The organism is Kitasatospora sp. NPDC086801 (assembly GCF_044745805.1).
Classification (GTDB): Bacteria; Actinomycetota; Actinomycetes; order Streptomycetales; family Streptomycetaceae; genus Kitasatospora.
The window spans coordinates 54,734-68,741 of sequence record NZ_JBIVAX010000036.1; the positions used below are offsets into that span (position 1 = coordinate 54,734).

The 14,008-nt window shown below is 73.4% G+C and carries 9 protein-coding genes; 6 read left to right on the forward strand and 3 right to left on the reverse strand.

The genetic code is table 11. The features are described 5' to 3' along the window. Positions 1 to 5: 5 nt before the first annotated feature. A complete protein-coding gene (locus ACIPLC_RS29100) occupies positions 6 to 1,607 on the reverse strand; it encodes an FAD-dependent oxidoreductase (protein WP_400476018.1) in 1,602 nt (533 codons plus the stop codon). Positions 1,608 to 1,717: 110 nt separating this feature from the next. Between ACIPLC_RS29100 and ACIPLC_RS29105 the strand changes: the two genes are divergently transcribed. Further along, a complete protein-coding gene (locus ACIPLC_RS29105; RefSeq protein ID WP_400475989.1) occupies positions 1,718 to 2,437 on the forward strand; it encodes a TetR/AcrR family transcriptional regulator in 720 nt (239 codons plus the stop codon). Between the two features lie 348 nt (positions 2,438 to 2,785). Beyond that, positions 2,786 to 6,595 (forward strand): cytochrome D1 domain-containing protein, encoded by a 3,810-nt coding sequence (locus ACIPLC_RS29110; protein WP_400475990.1) that lies wholly within the window; start codon positions 2,786 to 2,788, stop codon positions 6,593 to 6,595. A gap of 316 nt (positions 6,596 to 6,911) precedes the next feature. Here the strand turns inward: ACIPLC_RS29110 and ACIPLC_RS29115 are convergent, their stop codons facing one another. Continuing rightward, positions 6,912 to 8,285 carry a histidine kinase dimerization/phospho-acceptor domain-containing protein gene (locus ACIPLC_RS29115; RefSeq protein WP_400475991.1) on the reverse strand — a complete coding sequence of 458 codons (1,374 nt, stop codon included), beginning with the start codon at positions 8,283 to 8,285 and terminating at the stop codon, positions 6,912 to 6,914. Next, positions 8,282 to 8,968 carry a response regulator transcription factor gene (locus ACIPLC_RS29120; protein WP_400475992.1) on the reverse strand — a complete coding sequence of 229 codons (687 nt, stop codon included), beginning with the start codon at positions 8,966 to 8,968 and terminating at the stop codon, positions 8,282 to 8,284. The genes ACIPLC_RS29115 and ACIPLC_RS29120 overlap by 4 nt, the downstream gene beginning before the upstream one ends. Positions 8,969 to 9,399: 431 nt before the next feature. Here ACIPLC_RS29120 and ACIPLC_RS29125 point away from each other — a divergent pair, with 431 nt between their 5' ends. The 4 genes from ACIPLC_RS29125 to ACIPLC_RS29140 all read left to right on the forward strand — a co-directional run bounded on the left by ACIPLC_RS29125 (position 9,400) and on the right by ACIPLC_RS29140 (position 13,977). Further along, a complete protein-coding gene (locus tag ACIPLC_RS29125; RefSeq protein WP_400475993.1) occupies positions 9,400 to 10,152 on the forward strand; it encodes a DUF2993 domain-containing protein in 753 nt (250 codons plus the stop codon). Positions 10,153 to 10,172: 20 nt separating this feature from the next. Continuing rightward, positions 10,173 to 11,363, forward strand: coding sequence for an alpha/beta hydrolase (locus tag ACIPLC_RS29130; protein ID WP_400475994.1), 1,191 nt, complete (start codon positions 10,173 to 10,175; stop codon positions 11,361 to 11,363). 251 nt (positions 11,364 to 11,614) lie between these two features. After that, a complete protein-coding gene (locus ACIPLC_RS29135; RefSeq protein ID WP_400475995.1) occupies positions 11,615 to 12,217 on the forward strand; it encodes a PadR family transcriptional regulator in 603 nt (200 codons plus the stop codon). Continuing rightward, positions 12,214 to 13,977, forward strand: a complete 1,764-nt coding sequence (locus ACIPLC_RS29140; RefSeq protein ID WP_400475996.1) for a sulfatase — start codon at positions 12,214 to 12,216, stop codon at positions 13,975 to 13,977. The genes ACIPLC_RS29135 and ACIPLC_RS29140 overlap by 4 nt, the downstream gene beginning before the upstream one ends. Positions 13,978 to 14,008: the final 31 nt, after the last annotated feature.

Consider the following 14,008-nt stretch of genomic DNA (forward strand, 5'->3'; position numbering starts at 1 on the left):
GGAGTTCAGCGCACCGGCTCATGCCCGGGTGAGGAGGACGGCGCGCCCGCCCATCGGCGCAGGGCGGCTTCGAGGCCGGTGCCGGTGCCGGTGCCGGCGGTGATGCCGGCGGTGTCGCAGGCCCAGGCGACCACCCCGTCCGGGCGTACCAGCACCCCGGTCGGCGCCGCGTGGTCGTCGGTCATGCCGGTCACGTCGGACGCGTCGGTCACGTCGGACACGCTGGTCACCCGCCCGGCCCAGGCCCCGGCGAGGCGGGCGAACGCGCCGTCCGCGGTGCGGTCGAGCAGCAGGAACCCGCCGCCGTGACCGTGGTCGACCAGCCGGGAGCCGTCCGCCAGCCACAGGTCGGGGACGTACCGCCCGACCAGCGGGTGGTCGCCGGGCAGGTCGATGCGCTGCGTCACCCCGGAGATCTTCTTGACCGCGTAGGTCGTGCCCGCCCCCGTGCCCAGCAGGTCGGCGACGACCTCCCGGAGCGCGGCCGACTTGGCGTCCCCGCGCATCACCCCGATCTGGGCCCGGGTCCAGTCCAGCACCCAGGCGCCGAGGGGGCGGCGTTCGGCGTCGTAGGTGTCGAGCAGCCCTTCGGGCGCCCACCCGGCGACCACGGCGCCGAGCTTCCACCCGAGGTTCATCGCGTCGCCGATCCCGAGGTTGAGCCCCTGGCCGCCGAACGGCGAGTGCACGTGCGCGGCGTCGCCGGCCAGGAGCACCCGCCCCGAGCGGTAGGCCGCGGCCTGGCGGGCGTTGTCGCTCCAGCGGGTCGCGGCGCCGCGCAGCGCGGTCAGCGTGACGTCGGTGCCCGAGACCCGGCGCAGACTGGCCTGCACCTCCTCCAGGGTGACCGGCGCGGAGCGGTCGGCGGCAGCGCCGTCGAACTCCACGGTGACCACCCGCCCGGGCTGGGGCCCGTAGCGGTAGGCCCCCTTGGTCGACCACACCCATCCGTCCGCGAGCACCGTGGGGTCGGCGAGGTCGACGACCGCCAGGTGTCCGGTGAGTTCGGGGTCGGTGCCGGGGAAGGCGATGCCCGCGAGGCGACGCACGGTGCTGCGCCCGCCGTCGCACCCGACCAGCCACCCGGTGCGGACCGTGCCGGCGGTGGTGCCGACGAGCACGCCGTCGCCGGTGTCTTCGAGTGCGGTGACCTCCACCCCGCGACGCACCGCGACGCCCAGTCGCGCGACCTGGTCGGCCAGCAGTTCCTCCAGCTCGCGCTGCGGCACCATCCGCGCTCCGTCGACGGCGGTGTGCGCGGCGAGGTCGGCGTCGGACCAGTCCACGAGGCCGGCGTCGAGGACCATCCCCGCGAAGTGCCCGGTGAAGCGGGGTGCGCGCGCTCGTCGGCCGCCGCCGGGCGGCTGGTCGACCGCGCGGGCGAACGACCCCACGCGTTCGAGTTGCTCCCGCTGCACCTGTTCGGCGGCCGGCAGCAGGCCGCGGCGGTCGAGCGCCTCGGCCGTCGGCACGTTGATCGCCCCCGCCTTCATCGACCCGTCCGGCTCGGCGCGTCGTTCGAGCACCTGCACCGTCGCCCCGGAGAGCGCCAGCTCGGCGGCGAGCACGAGGCCCACCGGCCCGGCGCCGACGACGGTCACGTCCACGTCCTGGTGCGCGGCCCGGTTCACAGCCTGTTTCGCATCCTGGTTCACATTCCTAGTCACGAACACTGTTCTATAAACGAACGGCGTTCGTGTCAAGCTATGATGGTCGGGTGAACCCGAGAGAGCGACGCGCGGCACGCCACCAGCCGCCGAACCCCGAGGCCGAAACCGACCCCAGGCCGCGGCGCCGCAAGGCCCCGATCACCGTGGAACAGGTCGTCGACACCGCGCTGGGCGTCATCGCCACCGAGGGCTACGAGGCACTGACCATGCGCCGCCTCGCCGGCGCCCTCGACACCGGCCCCGCCTCGCTCTACGCCCACGTCGTCAACAAGGCCGACCTCGACGAACTGCTCATCGGACGGCTGTGCGCCGCGCTCGCCCTGCCCGAACCCGACCCCACGGCCTGGCGGGACCAGATCCGCGGCGTGTGCACCCGGATCCGCGACCAGTACCTGGACTACCCCGGAATCTCCCGCGCCGCGCTCGCCATCGCCCCCACCGACCTCGAAACCATGCGCGTCAGCGAAGGAATGCTGGCGATCCTGCTCGCCGGCGGCGTCGCCCCGCAGGCCGCCGCCTGGGCCGTCGACGCCCTCCTGCTGTACGTGGCCGCCTACTGCCTCGAAGTCTCGATCATGCGCCAGCGGGCAGCACACGACGACGCCTGGGTCCTCGACCGCGACGAACTGCTGCGCCGCCTCACCGCCCTGCCCGCCGAGACCTTCCCCCACACCACCCGCCACGCCGCCGAACTCACCGCCGGCACCGGCCACGACCGCTTCGACTTCACCCTCTCCCTGATGATCGACGGCCTCGCCCACCGCTAGGGCGTGTCGTTCCGAAACCGGCCGGGGCGACGGGCGGAGCGACGCGCGGGTGCGGTCAGGCCTGTACGTCGCCCGGCTGGCGGCCCGGGGCGCCAACGGCGGCACGCTTGAGGACGGCGGTGTTCGCGGTGACGGTGCCGGGCTCGACCCCGTAGGACTCGGCGCTCGGCCCGGTGGCGAGCGGCTGCCACCGGGCCGTCCCCCGAACGCCACGAGGTGTTCCGGCGAACCCCCCGATGCCGGTAACTCTGCGGCGGCGGCGCATTGTCCGAAAGAGCCCTCTGGGCAGGACATTCAAGTCGGACAACGATGTGAGGGGGCGGGAGAGGCCTGCCGGGGGTGGTGAACGTGGACACGCGGCCGAACGGGACACGGCGCAAGGCCCGGCTGGGCAGACCGGAGCGGTTCGTGGATCCGCAGGCCGGTCCGGTGGAGCGGCTCGCCTGGGAGCTGCGCCAGTTGCGGGACCGGTCGGGCGCACCGAGCTACCGCGTGCTGGCGAAGGAGTCGCACTACTCCGCCAGCACGCTGGCGGAGGCGGCGAAGGGTGAGCGCCTGCCGTCGCTGGCCGTGGTGCTCGCCTACGCGCGGGTGTGCGGCGGGGAGCAGGCGGAGTGGGAGGCCCGCTGGCAGGCGGCTTCCCGGGCCGTCCGAGGGCCGTCCGCCACGGCGCAGGACAGCGGTACGGACCACGCGGACGGTGGCGGCCCCGCTCACGGCCCGTACCTGGGACTGGCCGCGTTCGGCACGGGGGACGCCGACATCTTCTTCGGCCGGTCGGAACTGGTGAGTCACCTGGTCCGGCACGTGGGTGACCACCGGCTGACGGCAGTCGTCGGCGCCTCCGGCAGCGGCAAGTCCTCGCTGCTGCGGGCGGGGCTGCTCCCCCGGCTCCACGAGTCCTGGCACACCGCGCCGCTGGTCCCCGGCGACCGCCCGCTGCGGGCGCTGGCCCTGGCGGTCTGCGCTCTGACCGGCGGTGACGCGGAGGCCCTGTCCCGCGCGCTGGCCGACGAGCCCGCGGCCTTGGGGATCGCGCTGGACACCTGGCTGATCGCGCAGCCCGCCGACCGGCGCGTCGTCCTCGTCGTCGACCAGTTCGAGGAGCTCTTCACCACCTGCGCGGACGTCGGGGAGCGGGAGGCGGCCCTGGCCTGCCTGGCCTGGACGGCCGGCGACCGCACGGCCGACGACCGCGCGGCCGACGGCCCTACAGCAGCAGACGAACGGGCCCGGGTCCGGGTCGTCATCAGCGTGCGCGCCGACTTCTACGACCGCTGCCTCGCCCACCCCGCCCTGGCCGGCGCCCTCCGCTCGGGCGCCCAACTACCGGTCGGCACACCCACCCGGGCCGAGTTGCGGGACATCGTCGTCGAACCCGCGGCCCGAGCGGGCGCCGTGGTGGACCCCGACCTGCTGGAGGCCGTCCTCGCGGAGGCCACCGGCCAGCCCGGCGCCTTGCCGCTGGTGGCCCACGCGATGCGCGAGACCTGGACCAGGCGGCGCGGGGCCGTCCTGCGGCTGGCCGACTACCGGGCCACCGGCGGCATGCGGGGAGCCATCACCCAGACCGCCGAGGCCATGTACACCGGTCTCCCGCCAGGCCACCAGGAGGCCATGCGGCTGCTGTTCCTCCGGCTCACCGCCCCCGGCGAGGGCACCGAGGACACCCGCCGCCGCCTGGCCCGGGAGGAACTCGACGGCCTCGCCGACGCCAGGACCATCGACGACCTCCTGCACCGGCTCGCCGCCGCCCGCCTGGTCGTCCTGGCCGACGGCACCGTCGACGTCGCCCACGAAGCGGTCATCCGCGCCTGGCCGCGGCTGCGCCACTGGCTCGACGTCGATCGCGAGGCCCTGCGGACGCACCGCCGGCTCACCCAGGCCGCCCTGACCTGGCACGAACTCCAGCGCGACCCGGGCGCGTTGTACCGGGGAGCGCAGCTCGCCACCGCCCGGGGCTGGTCCCGCACCGGCGGCGCGGCGCTCAATCGGCTGGAGTCCGCCTTCCTGGACGCCAGTACCGCGGCGGACGACCAGCGTGGCCGTCGCCAGCGCCGGACGGTCGTGGCGCTGGCCGTCCTGACCGTGCTCTCCCTGGTGCTGGCGGTGACCGCGTTCGTCCAGGGGGCGCAGTCCGACGCGCAGCGCCGCATCGCGGTCTCCCGCGAACGGGCCGCCCAGTCCAGGCAACTCCTCGAAACGCAGCCCGAGGCCGCGGCGCTGGTCGCGCTGGAGGGCTACCGCACGGCCCACAGCACCGAGGCCCGCAGCAGCCTGCTGAGCGCCTACGCCGCCTACTCCTCCAACCAGTTCACCGGTCACACCGGCGCCGTGACGGCGGTGGCGTTCTCGCCCGACGGCCGCACCCTGGCCACCGGCAGCGCCGACCACACCGTGAAACTGTGGGACACCACCACCCACCGCGTGCTCGCCACCCTCACCGGCCACGCCGGCACCGTCGACACGGTCACCTTCAGCCCCGACGGCCGCACCCTGGCCAGCGCCGGCGCCGACCACACCGTACGGCTGTGGGACGTCGCCTCCGGCCGCACCACGGGCCTCCTCACCGGCCACACCGGCACCGTCTGGTCGGCGGCGTTCTCGCCCGACGGCCGCACCTTGGCCACCGCCGGGTACGACCAGACCGCCCGGTTGTGGGACGTGGCGTCCCGGCGTGCCCTCACGACGCTCACCGGCCACACCGATTCCGTACGAGCGGTGGCGTACGCGCCCGACGGCCGCACCCTGGCCACCGCCGGCGCCGACCACACCGTACGGCTGTGGGACACCACCACCCACCGCGTGCTCGCCACCCTCACCGGCCACGCCGGCGCCGTCGGCACCGTCGCCTTCAGCCCCGACGGCCGCACCCTGGCCAGCGCCGGCGCCGACCGCACCGTACGGCTGTGGGACCTGGCATCGCACGACACCACGGCCGTCCTCGACGGACACACCCAGGAGGTGAGCCAGGCCGCGTTCACCGCCGACGGCCGCACCCTGACCACGATCGGCCAGGACAACACGGTCGCCCTCTGGGACGTGGCCGAGCGCCGGCTGACCGCCACCCTCCACGAAACCAACACGTCCGCCCCCGCGCTGGCGCTCTCCCCCGACGGCAACGAGCTGGCCACCACCGCCACCGATCACATCGTCCACACCTGGGACCTCAAGACCCGCCAGATCGCTGCCACCTTCAGCGCGACGAACGACTTGGAGGCCATCGCGACCGTCGCCACCTACGCCCCCGACGGCCGGACACTCGCCATCGGCCACACCGACGGCTCCGTCACCACGTGGACCACCACCCCGCCCCGGCCCCTCGTGACCTTCGCGGCACACAGCCAGGACATCATGCACCTGGCGTTCTCCCCGGACGGCCAACTGCTGGCCACCGCAAGCTCCGACCGCACGGCGCGGCTGTGGGACGCCGCGTCAGGCCGCCCGGTGGCCACCCTCGAAGGCCACACCGACCAGGTCTCGAGCGTCGCCTTCTCCCCCGACGGCCGCACCCTGGCCACCAGCAGCCTCGACACGACCGTGCGCCTGTGGGACGTGGCGACCCACCAGACGACGGCAGTCCTCCAGGGGCACAGCAACCTGGTCTCCAAGGCCGTCTTCGCCCCCGACGGCCGCACCCTGGCCACCGCCGGATACGACGGGGCGGTCCGTCTGTGGGACCTGGCCACGCACCGCACACTCGCCGTACTGTCCGAGAACACCAACGCCATCGCTTCCTTGGCCTACTCCCCCGACGGCCGCACCCTGGCCACCGGCAGCTCCGACGCCACCGTGCGCCTGTGGGACGTGGCGCAGCGCCGGACGGTCGCCGCCCTCACCGGCCACATCAGCACCGTCTTCTCCGTCACCTTCAGCTCCGACGGCCGCACGCTGGCCAGCACGGACGCCGGCGGCACGGTGTGCCTGTGGGACGTGGCATCACGGCAGGTCAGAGCGCTGCTCGTCGGTCACACCAGAGCCGTGCACACGGCCGCCTTCAGCCCCGACCAGAGCACGCTCCTCACCGCCGCCGGCGACGGAGCACGGCTGTGGCCCACGGACGCGGACCGGACCGCCGACCGCATCTGCGAACTGAGCCGGACCAACCACTGGCCCGGATCCCTCTCCGGCACCACCACGGGCGACGCCTGCCGATGAGCGGACTCACGGCGGTATCACGACCTGACGGCCGCGCGCTTCCGCCCCCGCTACCCCCCGCTACCCGGACGGCTGGTGGAGCGAGCGGTGGTCGACCTTGCCGTTCCCGTTCCCGTTCCGGGGGAGCTCGGCAGCCGTACCCATCGCCGCGGAAGCACCGGATTCGGCAGGCTCGACCGCAGCGATGCGAACAGGCCGTCCCGAAGCGTCCCCGGCTCCGCCGCGTAGGAGGCGACGGGCCGTGCCTCGCCTTCGGTGCCTTCTGCAACTCGGCCGCGGACACGCGCGGCCCTGGCCCGGGGTGCCGCGCGAGCGGCTACGCGTCGGGCGGGATGGTGCCGAGGGTGACGGTGAAGCAGGCGCCGCCCTCGGGGCCGTGGCCGTGGACGGTGATGGTGGCGCCGAGCCGGTCGGTGAGGCGACGGGTGATGGCCAGGCCGAGGCCGGTGCCGCCGGGGCGGGCACCCGCATAGCGGGAGTGCAGGGCGCCGGGCTGGAAGGCGACCCGGATGTCCTCGTCGGTCAGGCCGGGCCCGCCGTCGCGGACCTGCAGCTCGGTGTCGCCGGTGTCCGTTCGACGCAGGGCCAGTACCACGGGGGCGCCGGGCGGCGAGACGCGCACGGCGTTGCCGATCAGGCCGTCGAGCAGCTGGCGGACCCGGAATCCGTCGGTGACCGTGATCACGGGTTCCCCGGCGGTTTCCACCCGCAGGTGGAGTTCGCTCTGTCGGGCCCGCTGGTCCCAGGCCTGCGCGGTCTCACGGACGAGGACGGCGAGGTCGGTGGGTTCGCGGGTGATGGGGAAGTCGTCGGCGTCCAGGCGTGCGAGTTCGAGCAGGTCGGAGACGAAGCGGTCCAGGCGTTTGGTCTCGGTCAGGAGGATCTGGCCGACCTGGGCCTGCTGCCCGGGTTCGACGACCCCGTCGGTGAGGGCCTCGGCGTACCCCTGGAGTGCGGTGAGGGGGGTGCGGATCTCGTGGGAGATCGAGGTCAGGAAGTCGCGCTGGCGTCGTTCGCTGCGTTCCAGGGCGGCGCCCAGTGCGTTCAGGGCCTGGGCGACGTCGCGGGCCTCGGTGGGGCCGTCGGCCTCGCAGCGCAGGCCGCGTTCACCTGCGGCGAGTCGGTGGGCGACGCCGGCCGCCGCGACCAGGGGGCGGGCGATGCGGCGGGCCAGCAGGGCTCCGGCGAGGGCGGCTCCGACCAGGCCCGCGACCAGGGGGAGCGTCAGGCTGCCGCGCATCCGGCTGGCAGCCGCATCGACCTCGGTGAACGGCTGGGTCAGCACAACGGCGCCGCCGTTGCCTGCCGGGTGCCCTTGGACGAGTACGCGCTGGTCGCCGAGCGAGGCCGTGGCGGAGAGCGTCCGTCCGGCGAGCAGCGCGTCCCGGTCGGTTGGAGTGACGGCCTGCGCCGCAGGGCCGTCCACGTGTCCGTCCGGGGCGACGACGGCGACCAGGACGCCGGTGGCCCCGGTCAGCCGCTGGGTCTGGTCGAGGAGCAGCACGGACAGGTTGGGAGCGAGGCTGAGCACGGTGGCCTGCCGGGACAGGCGCTCCCGGTACTGGGACTCGGCGTTGGAGAAGGCGGTCTGCCAGGCCGCGACCCCCGCCAGCAGCACGGCCGTGGCGGCCACCACGGTGGCGAGCAGGACCAGGCTGCCGGTGAGCGAGCCCGCGCGCAGGCGCCTCACCGGCCCGGCTCCCGGGCGCTGTAGCCGATCCCCCGCACGGTGCGGATCGGGCTGGCGTCGCCGAGCTTGGCGCGCAGCTGCGAGACGTAGACGTCGACGACCCGGCTGTCGCCGTAGTCGGCCTGCCCCCAGACCTGGGCGCGGAGCTGCTCGCGGCTGAAGACCTGACCGGGCCGGGCCAGCAGGTGGGCGAGCAGGTTGAACTCGGTGGTGGTCAGCTCCAGCGGTTCACCGTCGCGAAGCACCGTGCGGCGACCGGTGTCCAGGCGCAGCCGGGTGGTGCCCAGGACGGCCGAGACCGGTGGGCCGGCGGTGCGGCGCAGCACCGCCTTGACGCGGGCGACCAGCTCGCGGGGCGAGAACGGTTTGGTGAGGTAGTCGTCGGCGCCGATCTCCAGGCCGAGGATCCGGTCGGCCTCCTCGTCCCGGGCGGTGACCAGGATGACGGGCGTCCAGTCGTCGGCGGCGCGCAGCCGACGGCAGAAGTCGGTGCCGTCCAGCCCGGGCAGCCCGATGTCGAGAACGATCGCCACCGGCCGCAACCGTGCCACGGCGGCCAACCCGGCCGTGCCGTCGGCCTCGGTGTGGACGCCGAAGCCCTCGCGGGTGAGGTACAGGCGCTGGAGGTCGGCGATGTGGCGCTCGTCCTCCACCACCAGCACAAGGCCCTTGCTCTGTGTCATCTGTTCGGTGCCACCGCAGTCTGTCTGCGCCGCGGCACCCATCGCGCGGCTGCCTGGCCAGTCGCGCGTGCCACGGCTTCGAACTGCACCGATGCTAACCCGCGGGCCGTCACCGTCCGGCTGACCGACGGTGATCCTTACACGGCCCGAACACAGGCCGAACCTTCGCCTTGCACAACGGCGACAGGATGCTTCCGGCCTCACCGACCGGCGGGGTCAGGACAAGGGAGAGCAGTCGTGCTCACGGGCTCCAGGTCCCTCGTGCTGCTCGGCGTCTGTGTTGCGGCCCTCCTGATCGTCGCGGTCGTCGTGCTGCTGACGCGCACCGGTCACGCCCCGTCCCCCGGACAACGGCCGATCGCAGGACGCCGCCGGGACCGCACCGGGCCACTCGCCCCCTCCGACGCCCCGACAACGACAGCAGGACAATGATGACCATCCGTCCCGAACCGGCCCGAACCGCCACCACGCGGCTGGGCCGTCTCCGCCGCCCGGCCACCCGGCGCGGCCGGATCACTCGCGCCGTCGTCCTGCCCGTGGCCGTCGTGCTGGCCATCGCCGGGGGCGGCGAGGCCGTCACCCGGCACGTCCTGAAGAGCCGGATCGCCGACCGCATGGGAAAGGCGCTCGACACCCGGGTGACGGTCGACACCGGCGCCGGCCCGGCGCTGCTCGCGATCCTCGACCGGCACCTGGATCACGTCACGCTCGGCGCGGACGACGCCCACCTCGGCTCACTCACGGGCGCCTCGGTCCGCATCACGCTCGACGACCTCCACCTGGCCGAGCCCGCGACGGCGTCCGACGTCCGGGCCACCGTCACGATCCCTGCCGACTCCCTGGCGGAAACGATCCGCGACTCGGGCCAGGGCGTACCCATCAGCAGCACCCGGACCGACCCCGCCACCGGCACCCTCCTGCTCGCCCTGGGCCCGGGTGGCATGGGCCAGTTGACGCTGAAGCCCGCCCTGGCCGACGGCCGGGTCACCATCACCGCCACCAGCCTGCAGTTCCTCGGCCGAACGATCACCGGCCCCCAGCTCGACCAGATCAACACCAAGCTCACCGCGCGGAAACGACAAGCCGACTACCCCCTGTCCCTCAAGCCCGTCTCGCTCACCGTCACACCGACCGGACTCGCCCTCACCCTGGCCTCCGGCCCCACCACGCTGAAGCAGCCATGAACCAGGAGCCGACCCCGGCGATGACCGACCCCACGACAGCACCGTCCAACCACCCCACGACACCACCGTCCAGCCACCGCACCCGCCTGCGCCGACGCATCGTCGTCGCCGTCACGGGCCTGCTCGTCCTCACTCTCACCGCGGCGTCCGGCGCGCTGTGGCTCCTGACCGGCAAGCTGCTGCACCCCACCGACGACACCCCGCTGAACACCCGCATCGTCGCCGTGGGAACCGCGACGGTGACCCTTCCCGCCACCGACGAGAGCCGCTACACCGGCACCTACGGCCTGGTCTGGCAGGACAGCGGATCCGCACAGCGGCGCTCGGGAGAACTCGGCCGCATCCTCGCCTCGGACGGCAAGACCGTCACCCGCGAACTCCAGGCCACCACCCCACCCGCCGTCGGCGCCAAGGCGAAGATCATCGTCACCGTATGGAACTCGGACCCGCGCCGAGCGGTGGGGCTGGACTACCAGGACGTCAGCTACCCCGGCGACCTGGGCCCGATGCCCGCCTGGTACCTCCCGGGCTCGCGCAGCACCTGGGTCATCCAGGTCCACGGGCTCGGCGCCGGCCGCAGCGCGGGCCTGCGGACGATGCCCGGACTGCACGACCTCGGCTACCCGATCCTCGACATCACCTACCGCAACGACCCCGGCGCCCCCCGCGACTCCAACGGCAACCGACAACTCGGCAACACGGAATGGCGCGACCTCGACGCCGCCGTCCGCTACGCCCAAGCCCACGGAGCCTCCGGCGTGGTGCTCTACGGCTTCTCCATGGGCGGCGCGATCGTCGAGAACTACCTTCAGCGCGCCCAGGACACCAGCGCGGTCCGCTCAGTCGTCCTCGACTCACCCGCACTCGACTACCGGGCGGCCATCGACACGATCGCCACCGGCCTCGGACTCCCGTTCCCCATCGCCGACCTCACGGCCCCCTTCATCCGGTTCCAAGCCGGAGTGGACCTCGACCAGGTCGACACCCTGGCGGCGAACCGGCGCAACGGCGGCCCCGAACAGCCCGTGCTGCTCTTCCACGGCACCGCCGACACACTCGTCCCGTACGCCGGCAGCGCCCGGTTCGCCCGCGACTGGCCGGACAAGGTCCGACTCGTCACCGTCCCCGGGGCCGGCCACACCGGCTCCTGGAACGCCGACCCCGCCCGGTACGACAAGGAGCTCGCGGACTTCCTCGCCCAGCACACCTGACCGCGTCCCGGGCACCGCACCTCGACGTCACACGAGCCCGACGGCGACTCACGAGCCCGACGGCGACTCACGAGCTCCGCGGCTCAGGCCGGAAGGCCGGACCCACGGCACCCGCCCGGGTGCTGCGGAGCCGTGAATCACCGTGAACCCCGCGTGAACGGTCCGATAAGTCGCCGTCCGGTGCGTTGACGGCCCTGGCGGCTGTGGATAGAACACTGAGCACATAAGTGATTCCACACATAGGGGGCTCGATGCAGTTCGAGTACGTCCTGCTCGCCCTGCTGGCCGGCCGTCCGCTCAGCGGGTACGACCTGCGCAAGTGGGTCGAGACGGAGGGCCAGTTCCTCCGTTCGAGGGCTCACCACAGCCAGATCTACCGCCTGCTGGGGCGGATGGTGGCCGACGGCTGGGTGGCGTTCGAGGTCGATCCGCGCGAGGGGCGTCCCGACGCGAAGGTGTACCGGCTCACACCCGTCGGGCGGGAGGCGCTGTTGGACTGGGTGCACTCCCCGTACGAGCCGCCCAGCCGGTTCCAGGACGCGGACTTCCTGTCCCGCTTCGCCTTCGCCGCGGTCCTGGACCGCACGGCGGCGATCCGCCTGATCCGTACCGAACTGGACCACCGGCGCGAGCAGATCGCCCGCAACCGGCCCCGCGACCGCACGGTCCGCTTCGAGGACCCGCTGCCCGAGCTGGACCAGGAGCTGGCCCGCGAGGTCTACGAGGAACTGCACCGGTACGGCGCCGGCGCCATGGACGCGTGGGTGGCCTGGCTGGAGCACATGCTCCAGCGCCTTGAACAGTGGCAGCCGGGGCAGAGGACGCCACCGGCCGGAGAGGGGAGCGCCTCATGAAGGCGATCATGGTGATGTTCGACAGCCTCAACCGGCACATGCTGCCGCCCTACGGCGGGGACTGGACGCACGCGCCGAACTTCGCGCGGCTGGCCGAGCGGACGGTCACGTTCGACAACGCCTACGCGGGGTCGATGCCGTGCATGCCAGCCCGCCGTGAGATCCACACCGGTCGGTACAACTTCCTGCACCGCAGCTGGGGCCCGCTGGAGCCGTTCGACGACTCCATGCCCGAACTGCTCAAGCAGAACGGGGTGTACACCCACCTGGTCAGCGACCACCCGCACTACTGGGAGGACGGCGGCGCCACCTACCACGGCCGGTACAACACCTGGGAGTTCTTCCGCGGCCAGGAAGGCGACCCGTGGAAGGGCCAGGTCGCCGACCCGGAGATCCCGGAGGACCTGAAGAAGCTGCGGTTCGAGTCCTACCGACAGGACTGGGTGAACCGCCCGCACCTGGCCACCGAGGACCGGCACCCGCAGACGCTGACCTTCGACGCCGGCCTGGAGTTCCTGCGCACCAACCGGGACGCGGACCGGTGGTTCGTGCAGATCGAGACCTTCGACCCGCACGAGCCGTTCTTCTCCCACCAGCGGTTCAAGGACCTCTACCCGCACGACTACGACGGCCCGCACTTCGACTGGCCCGACTACAAGCGGGTGGTGGAGACCCCCGGCCAGGTCGAACACGCCCGCCTGGAGTACGCGGCCCTGCTGTCGATGTGCGACCACTCCCTCGGGCGGGTGCTGGACCTGATGGACGAGCAGCACCTGTGGGACGACACCCTGCTGATCGTCAACACCGACCACGGACTGCTGCTCGGCGAGAAGGGCTGGTGGGGCAAGACCGTCCAGCCCTGGTACGACGAACTGGTCCACCTGCCGCTGTTCGTCTGGGACCCGCGGGCCGGCAAGGCCGGGGAGCGGCGCCAGGCCCTGGCGCAGACGATCGACCTCGCACCGACGCTGCTGGAGTACTTCGGCATCGAGCGCCCCGCGGACATGCAGGGCCACCCGCTGCCGGTGGCCGAGGACACCCCTCTGCGCGAGGCGGCCCTGTTCGGCGCCCACGGCGGCCACGTCAACGTCACCGACGGCCGGTACGTCTACATGCGCGCCCCCGCCACGGTGCACAACGCACCGCTGCTGGAGCACACGCTGATGCCCACCCACATGCGCGGGCGGTTCTCCCCCGCCGAGCTGGCGGACCTCCGGCTGGCGGAGCCGTTCACCTTCACCAAGGGCGTGCGCACGCTGCGCGTCCCGGGCCGCACCTTCATCAACCCCCACCGGCACGGCACCCTGCTGTTCGACCTGGAGAACGACCCCGAGCAGCGCACCCCGCTCGTCGACGACGCGGCCGAACTGCGGATGGCGACCCTGCTGGTGGACCTGATGCGCGCGAACGACGCACCGCCGAGCCAGTACGAGCGCCTCGGCCTGCCGGGCGAGGGCCCGGTCGGCGCGGAGCACCTGCTGGTCCGCGCCCAGCACGAGCAGGCCGACAGGGCCGCCGAGCCGCTGCCCCGCCCGGAGGACTACCCCTCGGGACGCTTCTCGCTGCGGACCCCGGTGTTCGCCCTGATCTCCGACCCGGTCGCCGTGGAGGTGATGCGCCGGCACCTGCCCGGGATCGTCGACTCCGAGTTCCTGCAGTTCCTCGGCCCGACGCCGCTGATCGACGTCGCCGCCCTGGCCGGCGGGCTCACCGACGTCTCGGCCCTGCGCCGGGTGGCCGAGGAACTCGCCGCGCTCTGACCGGCCGGCGCACGACCTGCCGGTGACGGGG

Excerpts from the sequence above, each read along its gene's own strand:
- ACIPLC_RS29120 (WP_400475992.1), bottom strand. The coding sequence starts at position 8,968 with ATGACACAGAGCAAGGGCCTTGTGCTGGTGGTGGAGGACGAGCGCCAC.
- ACIPLC_RS29125 (WP_400475993.1), top strand. The coding sequence starts at position 9,400 with ATGACCATCCGTCCCGAACCGGCCCGAACCGCCACCACGCGGCTGGGC.
- ACIPLC_RS29130 (WP_400475994.1), top strand. The coding sequence starts at position 10,173 with ATGACCGACCCCACGACAGCACCGTCCAACCACCCCACGACACCACCG.
- ACIPLC_RS29135 (WP_400475995.1), top strand. The coding sequence starts at position 11,615 with ATGCAGTTCGAGTACGTCCTGCTCGCCCTGCTGGCCGGCCGTCCGCTC.
- ACIPLC_RS29140 (WP_400475996.1), top strand. The coding sequence starts at position 12,214 with ATGAAGGCGATCATGGTGATGTTCGACAGCCTCAACCGGCACATGCTG.